This is a genomic window from Spirosoma terrae (assembly GCF_010435915.1).
Taxonomy (GTDB): domain Bacteria; phylum Bacteroidota; class Bacteroidia; order Cytophagales; family Spirosomataceae; genus Spirosoma; species Spirosoma terrae.
Genome location: NZ_JAAFZH010000017.1, coordinates 34,460 through 53,400 on the forward strand (window position 1 = coordinate 34,460; position 18,941 = coordinate 53,400).

At 46.9% G+C, this 18,941-nt stretch carries 14 protein-coding genes; 7 read left to right on the plus strand and 7 right to left on the minus strand.

Annotated features, from left to right (window positions below; all coding sequences use genetic code 11):
* Window positions 1-17 precede the first annotated feature (17 nt).
* Window positions 18-1,460, minus strand: coding sequence for an MBOAT family O-acyltransferase (locus tag GK108_RS26155; protein ID WP_163954540.1), 1,443 nt, complete (start codon window positions 1,458-1,460; stop codon window positions 18-20).
* Between the two features lie 673 nt (window positions 1,461-2,133).
* Between GK108_RS26155 and GK108_RS26160 the strand changes: the two genes are divergently transcribed.
* Entirely contained in the window at window positions 2,134-2,886 is a 753-nt protein-coding gene (locus GK108_RS26160; protein WP_163954541.1) for an SGNH/GDSL hydrolase family protein, read from the plus strand.
* A gap of 65 nt (window positions 2,887-2,951) precedes the next feature.
* Here GK108_RS26160 and GK108_RS26165 read toward each other — a convergent pair whose 3' ends face one another.
* Window positions 2,952-3,572 (minus strand): hypothetical protein, encoded by a 621-nt coding sequence (locus GK108_RS26165; RefSeq protein WP_163954542.1) that lies wholly within the window; start codon window positions 3,570-3,572, stop codon window positions 2,952-2,954.
* 100 nt (window positions 3,573-3,672) lie between these two features.
* The gene (locus tag GK108_RS26170; RefSeq protein ID WP_163954543.1) at window positions 3,673-4,314 is read right to left on the minus strand and encodes an MgtC/SapB family protein; all 642 of its coding nucleotides are present in this window, start codon (window positions 4,312-4,314) and stop codon (window positions 3,673-3,675) included.
* 158 nt (window positions 4,315-4,472) lie between these two features.
* Here GK108_RS26170 and uvrA point away from each other — a divergent pair, with 158 nt between their 5' ends.
* Window positions 4,473-7,358 carry an excinuclease ABC subunit UvrA gene (uvrA, locus tag GK108_RS26175; protein ID WP_163954544.1) on the plus strand — a complete coding sequence of 962 codons (2,886 nt, stop codon included), beginning with the start codon at window positions 4,473-4,475 and terminating at the stop codon, window positions 7,356-7,358.
* Between the two features lie 153 nt (window positions 7,359-7,511).
* Here uvrA and GK108_RS26180 read toward each other — a convergent pair whose 3' ends face one another.
* Complete coding sequence (locus GK108_RS26180; RefSeq protein ID WP_163954545.1) at window positions 7,512-8,366, minus strand: TraB/GumN family protein; 855 nt, start codon at window positions 8,364-8,366, stop codon at window positions 7,512-7,514.
* A gap of 220 nt (window positions 8,367-8,586) precedes the next feature.
* Between GK108_RS26180 and GK108_RS26185 the strand changes: the two genes are divergently transcribed.
* Together GK108_RS26185 and GK108_RS26190 are read left to right on the plus strand one after the other, a co-directional pair.
* On the plus strand, window positions 8,587-11,016 hold the full coding sequence (locus tag GK108_RS26185) for a TonB-dependent receptor (protein ID WP_163954546.1): 2,430 nt from the start codon (window positions 8,587-8,589) through the stop codon (window positions 11,014-11,016).
* 43 nt (window positions 11,017-11,059) lie between these two features.
* The gene (locus GK108_RS26190; RefSeq protein WP_163954547.1) at window positions 11,060-11,965 is read left to right on the plus strand and encodes a DUF4249 domain-containing protein; all 906 of its coding nucleotides are present in this window, start codon (window positions 11,060-11,062) and stop codon (window positions 11,963-11,965) included.
* 49 nt (window positions 11,966-12,014) lie between these two features.
* Here the strand turns inward: GK108_RS26190 and GK108_RS26195 are convergent, their stop codons facing one another.
* Window positions 12,015-13,553, minus strand: coding sequence for an oligosaccharide flippase family protein (locus tag GK108_RS26195; RefSeq protein ID WP_163954548.1), 1,539 nt, complete (start codon window positions 13,551-13,553; stop codon window positions 12,015-12,017).
* 338 nt (window positions 13,554-13,891) lie between these two features.
* On the opposite strand from GK108_RS26195, the gene purH reads away from it, so the two are divergent.
* From purH to gatC, 3 genes are all read left to right on the plus strand, one after another.
* Complete coding sequence (purH, locus tag GK108_RS26200; RefSeq protein ID WP_163954549.1) at window positions 13,892-15,436, plus strand: bifunctional phosphoribosylaminoimidazolecarboxamide formyltransferase/IMP cyclohydrolase; 1,545 nt, start codon at window positions 13,892-13,894, stop codon at window positions 15,434-15,436.
* Window positions 15,437-15,553: 117 nt separating this feature from the next.
* Complete coding sequence (locus GK108_RS26205; RefSeq protein WP_163954550.1) at window positions 15,554-16,288, plus strand: lysophospholipid acyltransferase family protein; 735 nt, start codon at window positions 15,554-15,556, stop codon at window positions 16,286-16,288.
* A gap of 18 nt (window positions 16,289-16,306) precedes the next feature.
* On the plus strand, window positions 16,307-16,594 hold the full coding sequence (gene gatC / locus GK108_RS26210; protein WP_163954551.1) for an Asp-tRNA(Asn)/Glu-tRNA(Gln) amidotransferase subunit GatC: 288 nt from the start codon (window positions 16,307-16,309) through the stop codon (window positions 16,592-16,594).
* 115 nt (window positions 16,595-16,709) lie between these two features.
* Here gatC and GK108_RS26215 read toward each other — a convergent pair whose 3' ends face one another.
* Complete coding sequence (locus tag GK108_RS26215; RefSeq protein WP_212592889.1) at window positions 16,710-17,366, minus strand: alpha/beta fold hydrolase; 657 nt, start codon at window positions 17,364-17,366, stop codon at window positions 16,710-16,712.
* Window positions 17,367-17,428: 62 nt separating this feature from the next.
* Entirely contained in the window at window positions 17,429-18,928 is a 1,500-nt protein-coding gene (locus GK108_RS26220; protein ID WP_163954552.1) for a DUF1501 domain-containing protein, read from the minus strand.
* Window positions 18,929-18,941: the final 13 nt, after the last annotated feature.

An 18,941-nucleotide genomic window follows, 5' to 3' on the forward strand; every position in this document is an offset into this window, starting at 1 on the left:
ACCAATCCTGTTAACTATTAAAACCGAAAATAAATAAACGGATTGTAGGTATCAGCCGCCAAATACATGACAGTACCTACAAAAAGAACAAACAAGCCAAACACATAGCCTGTATCGAACAGGATTTGAAAACTGTATAATTTTGACCGATCCTGTAATTTACTTATTTGTTCGTGGAATTTTTTATAGGTTGGCACTACAAATAACAAGCCAAATAGAAGTGTAATAATCAGCTCTGTATCAACAAAATAGTCGACAGACAACGTAACAGATGAACTGATTGTACTAATGCCAACCATTTTTTTTAAATACAGAACTGCTTCACTCAGATTGTCTGCCCTAAAAAATACCCATCCTATCATTACAATCAATAACGTGTAAAGATGAGCTAACATCCCTGGCGCTCGCTCAATTTTTTTCCCTAAACCAGCTCGTTCGGCCAGGAGAAACAAACCATGATAGAGTCCCCAAATGACGAAATTCCAGCTCGCGCCATGCCAAAGGCCAGTCATAAAAAAGACAATGAGCAAATTTCGATACGTCTGCCATTTGGTACCACGATTTCCGCCAAGAGGTATGTATAAATAATCTCTGAACCAGCTTGACAGGGAGATATGCCAGCGTCGCCAAAAATCCTGCACGGATCGAGCTGAATAGGGATAGTTAAAGTTTTCTTTAAAATCAAAGCCAACCATTTTCCCTAAGCCTATTGCCATGTCGGAATAGCCGGAAAAATCAAAATAAATTTGAAGTGTGTAAGCGATAATCCCTATCCAGGCCGTACCAGTAGAATAGCTGGTACTAGGCGAATTAAACACCGTATCGGCAACGTTAGCGAACGTATTGGCTAGTAATACCTTTTTAGCTAAACCAATTATAAAGCGCTCTGCTCCTACCCCAAATTTTTCAACAGAAATAGACCGCTCCTGCAATTCAGGAGCAATATCGGCGTAACGTACTATTGGACCCGCAATCTGATGAGGAAACATGGCGATATAGGTTCCATAGTCCAGAAAACGACGATTAGCCTTTATTCGCCCCCAGTAGATATCAACTGTATAAGAAATACCCTGAAATGTATAAAAACTAATACCAATAGGTAAGGCAACCTGTGCCAGATTTATATCATTATCAATTGGTAACATAAAGGCTTCAGCAAAGCCTTTAATTGAATAAAAGATAAAGTTAGCATATTTGTAATAGATCAGCAGAGACAAGCTTCCAATCAACGACAACAGCAAACCGAACCGACGCTGACCACGCTCAATAATTATTCCCGCCAGGAAGTTAATAAGGGTTGACAAGAGTAGTACGAATACGACGAGTGTTTCGCCCCAGGCATAAAAAAAGAGGCTGGCAGCAAAAAGAAACGCATTACGCCAGTGTTGTGGTATTAGGTAATAAATTAATAAAAAGCATGGCAGGTACAAAAACAGGAAAATTGCCGAACTAAAAAGCATAATTTTAATTTTGGAGGCAGTTTTGATTAATTAGGATGTGTATAGAGCTTTCATTACTACGCCTAGTGCTTACTCAAAACGACCAAAATTTGGTTACTAATACCCAAAAATTCACTGCTCAAAATTTATAAAAATTTCTTATATCCTTTAAAATCAAGGGGCAGAGAACACTTTTCTAAATATGTTCTGACCGAACCCAAGCAACAAAATACTGATAATGAAAAAGTTAACAAAAAAAATATTTCATAAAAACGCCATTCATTTTCTTTACTATTTTAACGTATTTACTACATACTTTCCGGATAGTAAAATATATATTAAATCTCTACTGGTATATACTATTAATCGATTGTCGTTTAGAACAAGACGATTATCTGGCAGTATATCAACAAGCCCTTTTTTTCATAAGTCCAGATTATGGTCTTCCATTATAGGTGTAACTTTATTTAGTTGCTGGCAGTTAAGCTGTGGTCCTATTGAACCTATCAGTCAGCTCACATCACCCAAAACACCCGTTAGAGACTGCATTACTCCCGGCTGCCTTCCCTTAACTTATACACGACCCTACCCGTCAATTCCTGCTCCTGTTCCAATCGGCCTGCCTGTTCCCGAATTTGCCCAACCTGGCGGACGTATCAATTTTGGCGGCAAAGTAGTCCTTTCCGTCAAAAATATGGCACCTGGTGCGTTCTTTGAGTACTCCTACGACAACGGCAAATCATGGACAGCGGGTAGTCAGGTGCCAATTATCACAAAGAACGCAATTCTGGCGCGTACTCGTATCAACGACCTGGTCTCCGAACCCGCTAGTGCCAACTACTCTTTTTTCTTCCAGCGCATACTGATCATTGGTAACAGTATCATGAGCCATATTCCAAGTCCTGGTATCGGATGGTACAATAACAATGGTATGGCAGCCTCAGCACCCGAGAAGGATTTTGTTCATCTGCTAACCGGCTATTTGCAAACGCTGTATCCACAGGCTACCGTTCAGTTACAGGCAGGTGGAAATTTCGAGAGAAAGTTTGGCGCACCCGACTATTCAATTGATGAGTTCAACGCTACGTTACAGACTTTTAAACCAGATTTGATTGTTGTCCGACTCGGCGAGAATGTTGACGAAGGCGATGTATTTAGCCGGAATCTGGAACTTCAGTTCCGAAATTTATTAGATCGACTGGCCACCTACAGTGGGCAACCGGCAAAAATTATCTGTACGACCAGCGTCTGGAATCGGCCGCAAACAGATAAAATTATCCGAAAAGTCACCCTGGAAAAGGGGCACACACTGGTCGATTTAAGTGATATGGTTCCCCAGAGCCGGTTTTTCGCCTACAACGACTATAGCGATCCCGGCGTAGCATCGCATCCCAACGATGTAGGTATGCAACGTATTGCCGACATGATCTGGCAACAAGTTCCCTGATTGCTCTAAACAAAATAGGCATCACCGTTATGTGATGCCTATTTTGTTTAGGAGCAGATTTCCCGCTAGAAAAACGACAGACGGATTACCAACGGACTTCCATAAATTGATTGAGCCAGCCCCGCATTGTCGTTGTAATTCAGATTATAAAGTGCTGTTAAATTCACCCCAAATCGACGCGATATAGGCTGAGAATAAGTCAGCCCAACCAAGGGCGACGTTAGTGACTGATTGGGAATGCTACCGTATCCATCCTGTTTTATCTGGATCGTCGTATTTTCGATCTCACCGTGTAAATAGAGATTAGGTAGAATCGAAGGAATAAATTCGTACATCAAAAACCCCCGCCCGCCAAACTGATTATAGGTTGTTGGATTGTAGTAAGGTGCTTTATAACGAGTGTAGTTGTAAGTACCACCAACACCAACAATGAGTCGTTCGGTTGCCTGATAACCAATTACCGGCGACACACCCAGACTAAAGGGATTTCCAAAACGAAACCCATTTATGCCTCCCCCAAACCGAAGCCGCTGACCAAAAGGTAGTGGTTGCCCATCGACAGTTTGTGTCTTAAGCGGATCTTTACCCTGATCACGGCGATCTTCCGGGTCTTCTGTAAGCTGCCCATAGGCAACACTACTACTGAATAAAACAACCAAAAACAATAACTTCTGAATATGACTCATGGTAGGTTTGTATAAGTTAGACGCTTCTAATACGTAGGAGTCCAATTCGTATCTATCGGTTCGATTTACGATAACGACCAGCGTCCCGATTGTAACGAAATCAGACTGTAAATTCTTTTATTCTAGCATCGTTTAATAGTCTTTCGATGCATTTTTCGTGGTTTTTTGCCGATCCGCTTACCCGCCAGTGCTCAACTAGTTCTGAACCGCTACGTTGCTGCTGACTGCGCGACGCCGAAAGACCAAATTCATCAAAAAATGCCTCATACCGATCGAGCGTGGTTGTGTCAAAATCGGTTACAATCTTGTAATCCCGTATTTGGTTCAACGATTGTATACGTTTGGCTAAACCCGTCAGAAATAACAACGAACAAATCATCAGTGCAAAACCAACCCCAGCGATATCAAACTGATGACTACCCACACACATGCCAAGCGCAGCTACCGCCCAAACTGTAGCCGCTGTTGTTAATCCCTTTACTCTGCTTTCTTCCTTGAATATAATCCCTGCTCCCAAAAAACCAATACCATTAACAATGTTAGCCGCAATGCGATCATCCGCCCCATGACTGATACGTCTGGACACAATGGTGAATATGGCCGATCCTACGCAGATCATAATCATTGTTCGAAAGCCGGCCGATTTGCCATGATATTCCCGCTCAGCCCCAATTACTCCGCCTATAACAAAAGCTGTAATCAGACCAACAATATCCGTCATGTCTTCACCGCCGAAATTCATTTTTGTCTGCTAATCAGTACGGAACAACTTGGGCTGCCGTTGCAATGTTCCTTCTTTTATTTATTCACCAATTCCTGTATCAGTAAATTGAGCGTAGAGAAACCATATCGCTAAATAAACCGTTAAAATTTAGATAGAGTTTACCCTACGAACTGAGAATGACTCAAAGCGCGAAAACTGAGCCATCGCGGCCAGTTGATTACCTCGACCCGAAGCAATTTATTATCATTAAAGGGGCGAAAGTACATAATTTGAAAGGAATTGATGTTGCCATTCCACGGAATAAGCTGGTCGTCTTGACTGGCCTTTCGGGATCAGGGAAATCGTCACTGGCCTTCGATACGTTGTTTGCCGAAGGGCAGCGGATGTACGTAGAGAGCCTGAGCAGCTATGCGCGCCAGTTTCTTGGCCGTATGGAAAAACCAGAGGTCGAATATATAAAGGGCGTTTCGCCTGCTATTGCGATCGAACAGAAAGTGTCGACGCGTAATCCCCGTTCTACCGTCGGTACATCGACCGAAATTTATGACTACCTGAAACTGCTGTTTGCCAGAGCGGGAATAACTTACTCGCCAGTATCGGGTCATGAAGTACGTAAAGATACGGTTACCGACGTAGTGAGCTTTATCCATAGCTTTCCGGACGGGCAGCGCCTGATGATTCTGGCTCCGCTACGTATCCGCGAAGGCCGCACGCTTGCCTATGAATTGAACATTCTGCTTCAGAAAGGCTATACGCGTATTGTGGCCGATGGCGGTCCGACGGGTCAGCAGGTTCTACAGATCGAAGATCTTCTGGCCGAGGAGGCTAAATCGCTGGAAGGTGCTACGTCGCTTGAAATTCTGGTTGACCGGGGAACGGTCATTTTCGACGATAAAAACGAGCCTGATGAAGATAATCTGTATCGTTTTTCCGATTCGGTACAGACGGCCTTTAATGAAGGCGATGGAACATGCCGTGTCGATATAGTCGGCGTTGAATCACGCATTTTTTCGGATAAGTTTGAACTGGACGGGATTGCTTTTGAAGAACCGAGTGTCAATCTCTTTACCTTCAACAATCCGTACGGTGCCTGCCGCCGATGCGATGGCTTTGGGAAAGTGCTTGGCATTGACCCGGATCTGGTTATACCCGATAAAAACCTGTCGATTTTTGAAGGCGCTATTGCCCCCTGGCGTAGCGAAAAAATGAGCGAGGAATTTCTGAAACCGTTGCTCAAAAACGGCATTCGTTTCGACTTCCCGATTCACCGGCCTTATAAAGACCTGACACCAGCGGAACAGGAACTGCTCTGGACGGGCAATAAATATTTTGACGGCCTGAACGCCTTTTTCGACTTTGTCGAAAGCCAGACCTTCAAAGTTCAGTATCGTGTTATGCTCTCTCGCTACCGTGGTAAAACGGTTTGTCCGGAGTGTCGGGGCTCTCGCTTACGTAAAGATGCAGGCTATGTAAAAATCGGCGGTAAATCCATTACCGATTTAGTATTGATGCCTATTACGCACGTAACCGCCTTCTTCCGGAATCTTGAACTTCCCGATCATCAGCAACAGATCGCCAATCGAATTCTGATTGAGATTCAGAATCGTCTGGACTACATGGAACGGGTTGGTTTGGGGTATCTAACGCTTAACCGCCTGACAAATACACTATCGGGTGGTGAATACCAGCGTATCAAACTCGCTACGTCACTAGGCTCTGCGCTTGTGGGATCGATGTATATTCTGGATGAACCCAGTATTGGTCTGCACCCTCGCGACACGAAACGGCTTGTCAGCGTACTGGAATCGTTACGGGATATGGGCAATACGGTTATTGTTGTTGAACACGAAGAAGAAGTGATGCGGGCCGCTGATCAGTTGATTGATATCGGTCCCGATGCGGGCTCGCTGGGAGGGCACCTCGTTTTCCAGGGAACCTGGGATGAGATTGCTCAGAAGTCAGGCCATAATGACACTCCCGCCACGCAATCGCATACGCTCGACTTCCTGACTGGCCGCGAAACGGTTGCCGTTCCGACATTCAGACGTAAAGCAACGAATTTTATTGAGTTGAAAGGAGCGCGGGAAAATAACCTGAAAGACGTGGATGTCCGCTTCCCGCTCAATACGTTAACGGTTGTTACGGGCGTATCGGGATCGGGCAAGAGTACGCTGATTCGGAAGGTGCTTTACCCAGCTCTAATGCGCTTAAAAGGCGATGGCAACGAAGAAGCCGGAAAATACGATAGCCTCAGTGGCTCCCTTGATCGGGTTTCGTCCATTGAAATGATTGACCAGAATCCGATCGGGAAATCGAGCCGCTCCAATCCCGTTACGTATATCAAAGCGTACGACTACCTGCGGCAGGTCATGGCCGATCAGCCGGTATCAAAATCGCGCGGCTACAAACCGAGCCATTTCTCGTTCAACGTAGATGGCGGCCGTTGTGAAGTTTGTCAGGGTGAAGGCGAAGTGAAGATCGAGATGCAGTTCATGGCCGACATTTATCTGAAATGCGAAGGCTGTGGTGGCAAACGTTTCAAGCAGGAAATTCTTGAAGTAACGTTGCAGGATAAGAACGTTTCGGATATTCTGGACATGACTGTCGATGAAGCCATTACGTTCTTCCAGAAAGCCGACCCAAAAATGGCGGATAAACTTCGTCCCCTACAGGAAGTTGGTTTAGGCTATATCGGGCTTGGCCAATCGGCCAATACGTTGTCTGGTGGTGAAGCGCAGCGGGTAAAACTAGCGTCGTTCCTTGGAAAAGGGAATTCGAATAAAGGCGGTACGTTATTTATCTTCGATGAACCGACTACGGGCCTGCACTTCCACGATATTCGTAAACTGCTAACGGCTATCAACGCACTGGTTGATCAGGGCGACTCGGTGATTATTATTGAGCATAATATGGAAGTCATCAAAAGTGCTGACTATATTATTGACCTTGGTCCTGAAGGTGGCGAAACAGGTGGCTACGTTACGTTCACAGGCACACCCGAAGAAATGGCTAAGCTTCCTCAAGGGAACTATACCGCTGATTTTCTGCGCGATAAGATTTAATTTTTAGACAGGATTTTTATTTTTTGTCATTGCGACGCAGGAGCAATCTTCGGAAGATAGTAAATGTTTTCTCACCTGAAGATTGCCCCTGCGTCGCAATGACAAAAAAATCGTCACAAAAAGCCGAGATGGCTTTATTGACAACTCGAAAAATTATAATGCTTTCACTTTATAACCAGCTTCACGTAGTAACGTAATAAGTCCGGAAGGGCCAGGCAAATGGAGTGCTCCTACGGCTACGAAAGTTGGACGTAACGCCATTAAGGCTGGTAATTTTTTCATCCAGGCCTGATTCCGTTCATTGACCAGATACGATAGATCACCATATCGTTTCTCGTAATCCTGGCTTAATTTCCACATTCCATCCAGATCACCAGCCAGATACAGGTCCGTTAGGTGCTTACTTTCTCCCCGCATTTCATCTTTTTCCTTCACCATTCTTACCAGATCGGCGGCTTGCTTTTCGACCGGATCATGATCGAACAAGAAGGCCATCTGCTGCTCCATTGTCTCTAACGGGGTCAAGACTTTTTTCTGCTTTTTGGCTTCGACGGTAAAGTATAAATCCAACGGCTGCCCCGTAAACTGACGAAGCGTATCCACTTCTTTTTCGGCGTAACTCAGACTAAGCGTCGTTGCAGTCATGATTGGTTTCATCTGATTGAACATCGTTAAATCGAAACCAGTCATCTTTTTAAACTCGTCGGACACCAGTTTATAATCCGCTTCCGAGATTAACTGCTTCAGACTTTTCCCCGGCATCATGGCTCGCATAGCCATACTAAGCATAGCCGACGAATCGACTGTCGTTTCAACAACAACACCCTTCGCCGAACTAAATGCCGACCGAACCTTAGGGGTTTTATCGAGATAGCTGTCTTTCAGAATATGGTACGTTCCAAACAGGTAAGAAGGCTGTTTCAATCCATTTCCCGAAACCTCCCACAGCAGCGATTGAGCAATCGCCATCTTCGAAAAAAGCACTAAAAAAATGAGTAGTAAGCGCATAAAATTCCCAGGATATGGATTCAAACAAAGCTGATAGTACTTTGTATTACCTAAAGCAACCAGAGCCACTCTATAACTTCAATACAATAAACGACGCCGTTCACACTTTGATTTAGCAGCTTCGTCTAATTTTTAGACAATCTCATAGGTCACTCTTCTACTTTTGCAGTACGTGGCTACTGCCATCACATCACTACCCAAGTAATATACCAACAACCTAATGAAAACCAATTTACGGATTAGGCTTCTCTACTTATTAGTTACTGTAGCCATCGGGATATCGGCAAATGGTCAGACTACTCAGAATACGATTGGTCAGCCAAACGGGCCGGAGCGACGTAATGCAGCTCAATTTACGGTCAGCGGTTATATAAAAGATGCTTCCAACGGTGAAGGGCTTATTGGCGTTTCGGTTTATGTTAAAGAAACAGGGACGGGAACCGTCACCAATAATTACGGTTTTTACGCCGTAACAGCTCCTGCCGGCAATTATACGCTCATTATCTCCTACGTTGGCTTCCAGAAAGAAACCCGGTCTGTTTCACTAACCGACCGGAACCTTCGCCTGGATGTTGAACTACAGGAAGAAGGTAAACAACTCCAGGAGGTTGTTGTATCGACCAAAGCCGAAGACGACAACGTAAAAAACATTGAGATGAGCGTTAATCAGATCGATGTTAAAACGCTCAAACGAATTCCAGCTCTGCTCGGTGAGGTCGACGTAGTACGTAGCATCCAGTTGCTTCCCGGCGTCTCTACAGTCGGCGAAGGAGCAACGGGATTTAACGTTCGGGGGGGTAGTATTGATCAGAACCTGGTTCTGCTGGATGAAGCTCCGGTCTATAATTCCTCTCACCTGTTTGGCTTTTTCTCGGTCTTCAACCCCGATGCGGTCAAAGACGTAAAGCTTATAAAAGGTGGAATTCCATCCAATTACGGTGGCCGGGTTTCGTCGATTCTGGATGTTCGTTTGAAAGAAGGGAATGCAAAAAAGCCAGAACTCAACGGCGGCATAGGACTGATTTTTAGCCGATTGTCTTACGAGAGACCCGTTTTCAAAGGAAAAGGCTCCTTTATTGTTGCCGCCCGACGTTCGTATGCCGACATTCTGGCGCAACCTTTTCTGAACAGCGATCTTCGCGGATCAAAATTCTACTTCTATGACCTGACCGCGAAGGGAAACTACCGCATCAACGATAAAAATACGGTGTTTCTGTCGGGTTATTTGGGCCGCGACGTCTTTGGGGCCGATTTCGGTTTTAACTGGGGAAATGCTACCGTTTCAGCGCGCTGGAACCACGTTTTCAGCGATCGGTTGTTTTTGAACACAACCGCCTATTACAGCAACTACGACTACTCGCTTAATTCGGACTTGAAGGGCAAGAATCCCAACGATTTTTTCCGAACCGACTCCCGCATTGTCGACTACAGCTTAAAACCTGATTTTTCGCTGTTTCTGGGCAAAAACACCATTACGTTTGGCGGTCAATCGATCGTTCATGATTTTCAGCCCGGCACCGCTACCGCAGCCAGTGCTGGCGCCGTGAGAAGTTTTGGCTTGTCGAGCAAATACGCACTTGAAAACGCGCTGTACGTGGGTAATGAACAGCAGGTAACACCAAAACTCCAGCTACAATACGGCCTTCGTTATTCGTTGTTCAGCTACATAGGGCCGGGCGAAGCTTACTTTTTTCAGACCGACGTACCAACGGGCCAGCGCAGAACCGTGCTCACAACGGTTGACTATCGGGGTCGGGAAACCATAAAAACATACGGTAACTGGGAACCCCGATTCTCAGCCAAATATGAATTACCACGTAACAGTTCGTTAAAACTGAGCTATAACCGGTTAGCCCAATATATTCACCTCATTTCCAACACCACAGCGTCGACTCCATTGGACGTATGGACACCATCGACCAATAACATCCGGCCGCAGATTGCCGATCAGATTGCTGGTGGCTACTTCAAAAACTTTGGAAAATCGGGCAACGAGTTTGAAGCCTCGGTGGAGGTTTATTACAAATGGCTTCAGAACCAGATCGACTATATCGACGGGGCCAATCTGATTCTGAATAAGTACCTGGAAGGCGATCTACTCAGCGGACGGGGCCGTGCTTATGGTGCTGAGTTTTTCCTGAAACGCACAACGGGCGTCGTGAACGGCTGGGTCAGTTATACGCTGGCGAAAACCGAACGTCAGGTCGATGGAATCAACAACGGCGACTGGTACGCTACTCGGTTCGACAAACGCCATACGCTTACGTCGGTGCTCATGTTCGATCCGCCGAGTGCCAAACGCTGGAATTTTGCGGCTACGTTCACACTAGCCAGCGGTACGCCTGGTACGTTCCCAACCAATCGTTTCGAATTTCAGGACATTACCGCCCCCATTTTCAGCGGACGTAACAACTATCGAATTCCAGCCTATCACCGGCTCGATCTGGCAGCGACCTTGCAGGGACGCAAGCGTACGGGTAAAAAGAAGGATGACAACTGGGTGTTTTCAGTCTATAATGTATATGGCAGAAAGAACCCTTTCTCGGTCTATTTCCAGCCAAATAAAGACAATCCTCGGGTAACGGAAGCCATCAAATACTCCGTGTTTGCGACGGTAATTCCGTCTGTTACGTACAATTTCAAATTTTAGGAAAAGTCATCCGAGTTAATCGCTCAACAGCGTTTTAAAATCCATGAAGAAGTATAAACTCATATATCATTTACCCGTTTTTCTGCTTGCCATCTATACCTTGTCGGGCTGCGAAACAGTCATTGATGCCAAACTTGATACGGGTCCATCACAATTATCGGTCGATGCAATTCTGACTGACCAGGCTGGTCAGCAAACCATCCGTTTAACGCAGACAGCGGCCTATTTCAATAGCAATACGCCACCGGCTGCCCTAAGCGCTACGGTAACCGTTTCGGACGATGCGGGAAAAACCTACGCCTTTACCGATTCAGATAACGACGGTTATTATACCTGGAAGCCAACGGGAAACGATACGCTTGGCCACATCGGACGAACGTATCAGCTGAACATTACGTATCAGAATGAAACGTACCGCGCTACGTCGAAAATGAATCGGGTACCATCCGTTGATTCCATTACGTTCGTCAAAACAAAACTCAACCCCTTTTCGACTACTGAAGGGTATCGGGCGGAGTTTTATGCCCGCGATCTGCCGGGAGCCGTCGATTACTACCGGATTCGGTATTTCAGGAATAACGAATTACAAAACAGAGCCCGCGATATTACGGTAGCCCAGGATGGCGCTTTTCAGGGTAGCGCCGACACCGACGGTCTGATGTTTATTCGGCCTATCCGCCGGTCAATCAACCCGGATAGTTTATACGCGCTCAACGACGTAGTGAAAGTTGAAGTCCACTCCTTAACGCTTGAAGCCTTCACGTTTTGGCAGGAGCTGCAAACGCAGGTTACCAATGGCGGTTTGTTTGCTACCCCTCCTACCAACGTACCAACCAATATCATAAACACGAAGTCGGGGGGACGTAATGGCGTTGGCTTTTTTATGACGTCGGCCGTTCGGAGCCGAACAGCACAGGTTATACCCACCAACCTGAGACCAGATTTATAAAATCGGTTGTCTCCGTCAGCAAGATGCTGGCGGAGACAACTAACTAATCCTACGCTTTGTCGCTGACAGCTGCTTTTTTATTCCGATATCGTTCCAGAACTGGCAGAAACGTATTGCGTTCAATCACCAGAATAACCGCCAGAAATAAGCCGAATAAGGCCATATGGTAGGGTACGGCCAACCAGAGATTCGGAATTTTAATGTATTGTGCCGCGTAAATCAGCAATCCTCCACCAGTTATATAGCCAATCGCCGATTTGATGTGATAAGGAACTGGGTAATATTTCTCGCCTAATACGTAGCAGATGACCATCATCACAAAACTGGAAGCCAGAAATGCTACTGCACAACCCATATAGCCAATCAGCGGAATAAGTATAATGTTGCCGACAATGGTAGTAGCCGCTCCGATCACGGTAATCAGCGTTCCAAACTGGGTTTTGTCACTGAGTTTAAACCAGAACGAGATATTGTAATAAACGCCCAGAAATAAATTGGCTAACAGTAGCAGCGGTACGATAGGCAAGCCCGGCCGATAACGTTTCGATACCAGCAAACCCACTACGTCCAGGTTTAGACTTACGCCCACCCAAATCAGGACGCAGGCAATAATGAACCATTTTGTTACGTCGGCCAGCAGTTTAGGGGAGTTTTTATCTTCGGCGCGGGAAAAGAAAAACGGATCGGCGGCAAACTTAAATGATTGAATCACCAGCGCCATAAATACCGACAATTTCAGGCAGTTACCATAAATCCCCAGCGCGTCTTTACTCGTCAGACCCGGATAAAAATTCTCGGGTAGCCAGTGCTGTAGGAACAAACGGTCAGTCATCGTATTGACTAAACCCGCTAGGCTCGTAAGCATCAGCGGAGCCGCATAGAGTAGCAGGGCTTTCGATTCTGTTTTATCGAGTCGGAACTGAAATCCAGTGAATGCATCGCGCAGAAGAATAAAATACGTAGCATTACTCAACAGGTTGGCCAGAATAATATAGCCAGGGCCTAAACTCGGGTAATAGATCAAATCAATGACCGGCTTCAATACGGTCAGGTATTTTCCATTGTAGATATCCCGGCAGATGATCAGGAAAAATACATTCAGAAATACCGTAATGAGAATATTAATGACTCTGGCCTGCACAAACCGACGAGCCCGATTTTCGACACGTAACCGGGCAAACGGAATATTCATGATCGCGTCAATAGCCACGATCAAAGCAACCCAGATCACAGATAATTCCTGACCCGGATAATCGAGCCAGACAACAATTTGCGGTGTTAGCAGGATAATCAGCAGCGATAGAAACAGGCTGACTACGATCACCATACTCAGGCTTTCATTGAATACCTTCTGTTTATCGTCGGGACGGCGAGCAGCAAACCGAAAAAAAGCAGTTTCCAGCCCGAGCGTGTAAATAACCAGCAGAATACCAACCCAACTATACAGCTCTACGTTAGAGGCCATTTCTTCGGGCCGGGTAAAAACATACGTTTGCAGCGGCACCAGCGCAAAATTTAACATTCGCCCCAAAATGGTGCTAATGCCGTATAGAGCCGTATCGCTGGCCAGTTTTTTAAATGTACTCATTATAGGGAGACCTAACTAAAAGAGGAGCTTTTGCGCTCGCGCAGACAAAGTTAAGAAGCCGTTTGAATTAATCGCTTTGGCTGCCAAGCGTGGCTTTCGGCCTCAGTGGGCGTTACTTTTTTCGTCCGTAGCTACGGCTACGTCGGAATGCCGCATCATCTCAAAAAGCGCCTGGACTGCGACCAAAATCCACTGCTTTTCAGCTCAAATCGCTAACTCACACAACTTCTAAGACGTTTGGTTATCTTTGTGGCTCAGAACGAGATAGTCTCTTTACGCTTTCGTTTAACTTGATCACTAATTTTCGAAACAGCTACACTGCTGTTTCAACCGACAGCATGTCCCTGAAAATTTCTTCTGCGCTAATCTCCGTTTATTACAAAGACGGTCTTGAGCCACTAGTACGGCTACTACACGAACAAAACGTAAAGCTGTACTCAACGGGTGGAACCCAGACATTTATTGAACAACTTGGCATTCCCGTAACGGCCGTTGAAGACCTGACTGGCTACCCGTCTATATTTGGTGGCCGGGTAAAAACGCTTCATCCTGCCGTAATGGGTGGTATTCTGTACCGTCGCGAAATGCCCGAAGACCTTGCTCAGGCAGAGCGTCACCGGATCCCGCCTATCGATATGGTGGTGGTTGATTTGTATCCGTTTGAGGAAACCGTAGCGTCAGGTGCATCCGACGAAGATATTATCGAGAAAATCGACATTGGTGGCATTTCACTGATTCGGGCAGCCGCCAAAAATCATAAAGATGTTCTGATTGTATCGTCTCGAAGCCAATACGGCAACGTAGTGAAACTGCTCGCCGGAAAGAACGGAACTACTGAGCTAAGCGATCGTCGGCAGTATGCGAAAGATGCTTTTGCTGTTACGTCGTACTACGACACGGCCATCCAGTCTTATTTTGCGGGTTCAGTGGCGGACTCTGGCGAGGCAGTTGCTATCACCAATTTCAAAAAATTACCCGCTAATCACCTGCGTTACGGCGAAAACCCACACCAGCAGGCTACATTCTACGGCGATCTGGAGGCTATGTTCGACAAACTGCATGGCAAAGAACTGTCGTATAACAACCTGGTCGATGTGGATGCCTGCGTGGGCCTGATCGACGAATTCCCTGTTGCTGACGGCAGTACGTTCGCCATCATAAAGCACACCAACGCTTGTGGTATTGCTACCGCGCCAACGGCTAAAGAAGCGTATCTGAACGCGCTCTCCTGCGATCCAGTCTCCGCGTTTGGTGGTGTTATCATTTCGAACGTAGCGGTTGACCTGGCTACAGCGGAAGAGTTGAACAAACTGTTCATGGAGATTCTGATTGCACCCGATTTCGCCCCTGAAGCGCTGGAGCTACTGAAATCGAAAAAGAATCGGATTCTGCTGAAGCGTAAGTCCGTCCATCTGCCAACCATTATGTTCAAAACCATTTTGAACGGCGTTCTGGAACAGGATAAGGACAACCAGACCGAAACGGCCGATCAGTTTAAGGTGGTTACGCAGAAAGCGCCCACCGATGCCGAACAGCAGGCACTGGAGTTTGCGCTGAAAGTGTGTAAGCATACCAAATCAAACACCATTGTACTGGCGAAAAAGGATCAGCTTCTGGCCAGTGGGGTCGGGCAAACCTCACGCGTCGATGCACTACGTCAGGCTATCGAGAAAGCAGGTTCTTTCGGGTTCGACCTGACAGGAGCCGTAATGGCTTCCGACGCGTTCTTCCCTTTCCCCGACTGCGTAGAAATCGCCGATCAGGCGGGCATTACGGCCGTTGTTCAGCCCGGAGGCTCCGTTCGCGACCAGGATTCAATTGACTACTGTAACGCACACGGCCTGGCTATGGTAACGACCGGCGTACGCCATTTTAAACATTGACCAGGATTTGTGGGATTTAATTGACTGACTTTGATTTTATTTTAGCTTCAAAGAAGTGCCTGAATCAAACAAAATCAAAGTCAGTCAATTAAATCCCACAAATCCTGGTTCTGAATTATGCGACTACTCTATTCCATTTGGTGCGCCATCTATTTTATACTGCTGTATCTGGTTTTATTCCCGATACAGTTTGTGTTTTTACAGCGTGACGAATGGAAGCCAGTGGCGCATAAAATCAATTATATCTGGGGGCGGTTGTTCTTTCTCGGTATCGGCATGCCTGTTCACGTAGAACACCGTTTCAAACCCGATCCGAAACAGGTTTATGTGTTTTGCGCGAATCATTTTTCGTATCTGGACATTGCGGCTATGGGCGTCATTGTGAAGAATTATTACGCTTTCGTCGGCAAGAGTGATGTAAAACATATTCCGTTACTCGGCTATATGTTCGCTAAGCTTCATGTTCAGGTTGATCGCGATCAGCCCAACAGCCGGGCCTACTCGCTGGCGAAATCGATTCGTACGCTGGCATCGGGACGTAGCATCATGATTTTTCCTGAAGGTGGTATCCGAGCCAAGCAACCGCCTAAAATGCATTATCCCTTCAAAGATGGAGCGTTTGTTATGGCCATCCAGCAGCAGGTTCCGATCGTTCCCGTTACGTTGCTGAATAATTATAAGATTCTGCCCGACGTCCCCAAAGTGCGTATGCACTGGCATCCACTCCGAGCTGTTATCCACCCACCCATCGAAACAAAAGGCTTAACTCAGGACAACATTGAGTGGCTGAAAGAAGAAACGTACCGAATTATTGATGCCGAATTAATGAAGGCAGAACAAACAGTAGCCTAACTTTACCTAGTTCGTACGATGAAAGTAGATCAGGAAACCTTACATAAAATTGCCCATCTGGCCCGGCTAGAGGTTCGCCCGGAAGAAGAGGCCGACTTATTGAACAGCCTCAACGGCGTACTTACCTGGATGGAGCAACTCAACGAACTGGACACCACCGGCGTTGAGCCGCTTACCCACATTTCCGCCGAAACGAATGTGCTGCGTGACGATGTCGTTGGCAATCACCTCCCCCGCGAACAGGCACTTGCCAACGCCCCACAACACGACGAGCAGTTTTTTGAAGTACCAAAAGTGCTGGAATAGTCTGAACCGGGATTGAACGGATTAGGGGATTAAACGGATTTTGTTGGTCAAATCAAGCGCTTCTCTAAAGCGAAAAACAAAATCAGCTTAATCCCTAAATCCGCTCAATCCCGGTTCAGAAATCAATCGCTGCAGCCACTTTTTCGGGGTGAAAGACCAGACTGAAATGATCGCCGGGTACTTCGATAAAAGCCTCGTCGGGTCGGGCGATGATACTATCGCGACGTGTATGAATCCGCAGATCGGGAGCAACGGTTAGTGGAGACGCTTTCGCAAACAAAACCTGTAATTGCTGATACACGTAGCGTCGATTCATTCGTCTCATCCCTTGCATCAGGCTCCGATGCAATGCTGCCGATTCCGGAAAGGGGTATTTAGCATGAAAATATTCCGTCAGACGTCGGCTTTGCGTAACACCGGAGAACAGTAAAAAACGTAGCACATTCAGGTTGTGAATCGGAAGACGTATTTTCCGCTGATCAGTCCAGGACGAAATCTGAATGGTTTTCGAGCCGGTCTGCTGTTTCACATAAATCGCAACCCACCCGCCCATCGAATGTCCAATCAACACGTCGTTCGAGGTGATCGTATAACGCTCAACCAGGTAGTTCGCCAGGCGCTCTACGTTGATTTTACCGGTTGGCTTCCACTGTGCAAACTCATCGACAAAGTCGATCCGAATAAAATCGGCATCGGGCAATAGCGGCACTAAAGCATTGAATATAGACGAATCTTCCACGTAGCCGTGGAGCAAAAAAACACGAGTAGTCATTCTGTACTGCGAACCCAAGAGGCACAATTATGTACCTAAAGCCCGGATTGCAGCAAATTGGTTCACGCCAGAACCGGCTTCACAATTTTTCCGGCTACGTCGGTCAGGCGGAAAGGCCGCCCCTGAAACTGATACGTCAGCTTCGTATGATCAAAGCCCAGCAAATGCAGAATGGTTGCCTGCAGATCGTGTACATGTACCTGGTCTTTCACACCGTAGTAGCCAATATCGTCCGTTTCGCCGTAGGAAAAACCACGTTTAACACCACCGCCCGCCATCCAGACCGTAAAGGCATCCAGATGATGGTCGCGTCCCATGAAAGGTAGCACCTGCCCATCCCGATTCTCCTGCATCGGCGTCCGTCCAAACTCACCACCCCATACCACGAGCGTATCGTCCAGCAAGCCGCGTTGTTTCAGGTCTTTCAGCAAAGCCGCCACCGCCTGGTCCGACTCTTTACATTTGGTTCGCAGACCGATTTCTATGGCACCGTCGGCACTGGTTCCGTGCGTATCCCACCCCCAGTCGAACAACTGAACAAAGCGCACACCACGCTCCACCAATCGTCGGGCCAGCAGGCAGTTTCGGGCAAACGACCCTTTGTTCGGATCGACCCCGTAGCTATCGAGAATATATTGGGGTTCCCGTTTAATATCCATTGCTTCCGGAACCGACATCTGCATTCGGAAGGCCAGTTCGTACTGCGCGATTCGGGTCAGAATTTCAGGGTCTTTTACGTCTTCGTACTGCTGTTGATTGATCTGGCTGATTGCCTCAATCGTTTGTTTACGAATATCGCGGTCCATTCCGGCGGGGTTAGACGCATAGAGCACCGGATCGCCATCTGTCCGACACTGAACGCCCTGATAAACCGTTGGCAGAAAACCGCTCCCCCAGATCGATTTACCCGCATCAGGCTGTTTCCCGCCCGATGCAAGAACGATATAGCCGGGTAAATTATCGTTCTCGGTCCCCAGCCCATACGTAACCCACGATCCCATACTTGGCCTACCCAACCGTGCACTTCCCGTGTGCATCAGGAGCTGAGCCGGTGCATGGTTGAACTGATCGGTATGCATCGCTTTCAGGAACGTAATATCGTCCACTACGCCCTGCAAATGCGGCAGATAATCCGATACCCAGGCACCCGACTGGCCATGCTGGGCAAATTTCCCTTGTGGGCCAAGCATTTTCGGAACACCCCGAATAAAGGCAAACTTTTTCCCTTCCAGTAGTTCCTGTGGACAATCTTTCCCGTTGTATTTCGCTAGTTCAGGCTTATAATCGAACAGCTCAAGCTGGCTCGGCGAACCAGCCATATGAATGTAAATCACCCGTTGCGCTTTGGGCAGATATTGCGACGAGCGGGGTGCCGTTGGTTCATCGGACTGCTGCCCGCCTGTATTAATCGCCTGAGGCTTATCTTTTTCGAAAAAACCACAGCCGCCAAGCATGGAGCCAAGCGCCATTGCCCCCAATCCTGTGGAGCAGGTATAGAGAAAATGGCGTCGGGTTTCGCGCTCAGCAGCCGCCCGTTTTAGTTCATCAAGGAGCTTGTTCATCGCTTTTGCCTGA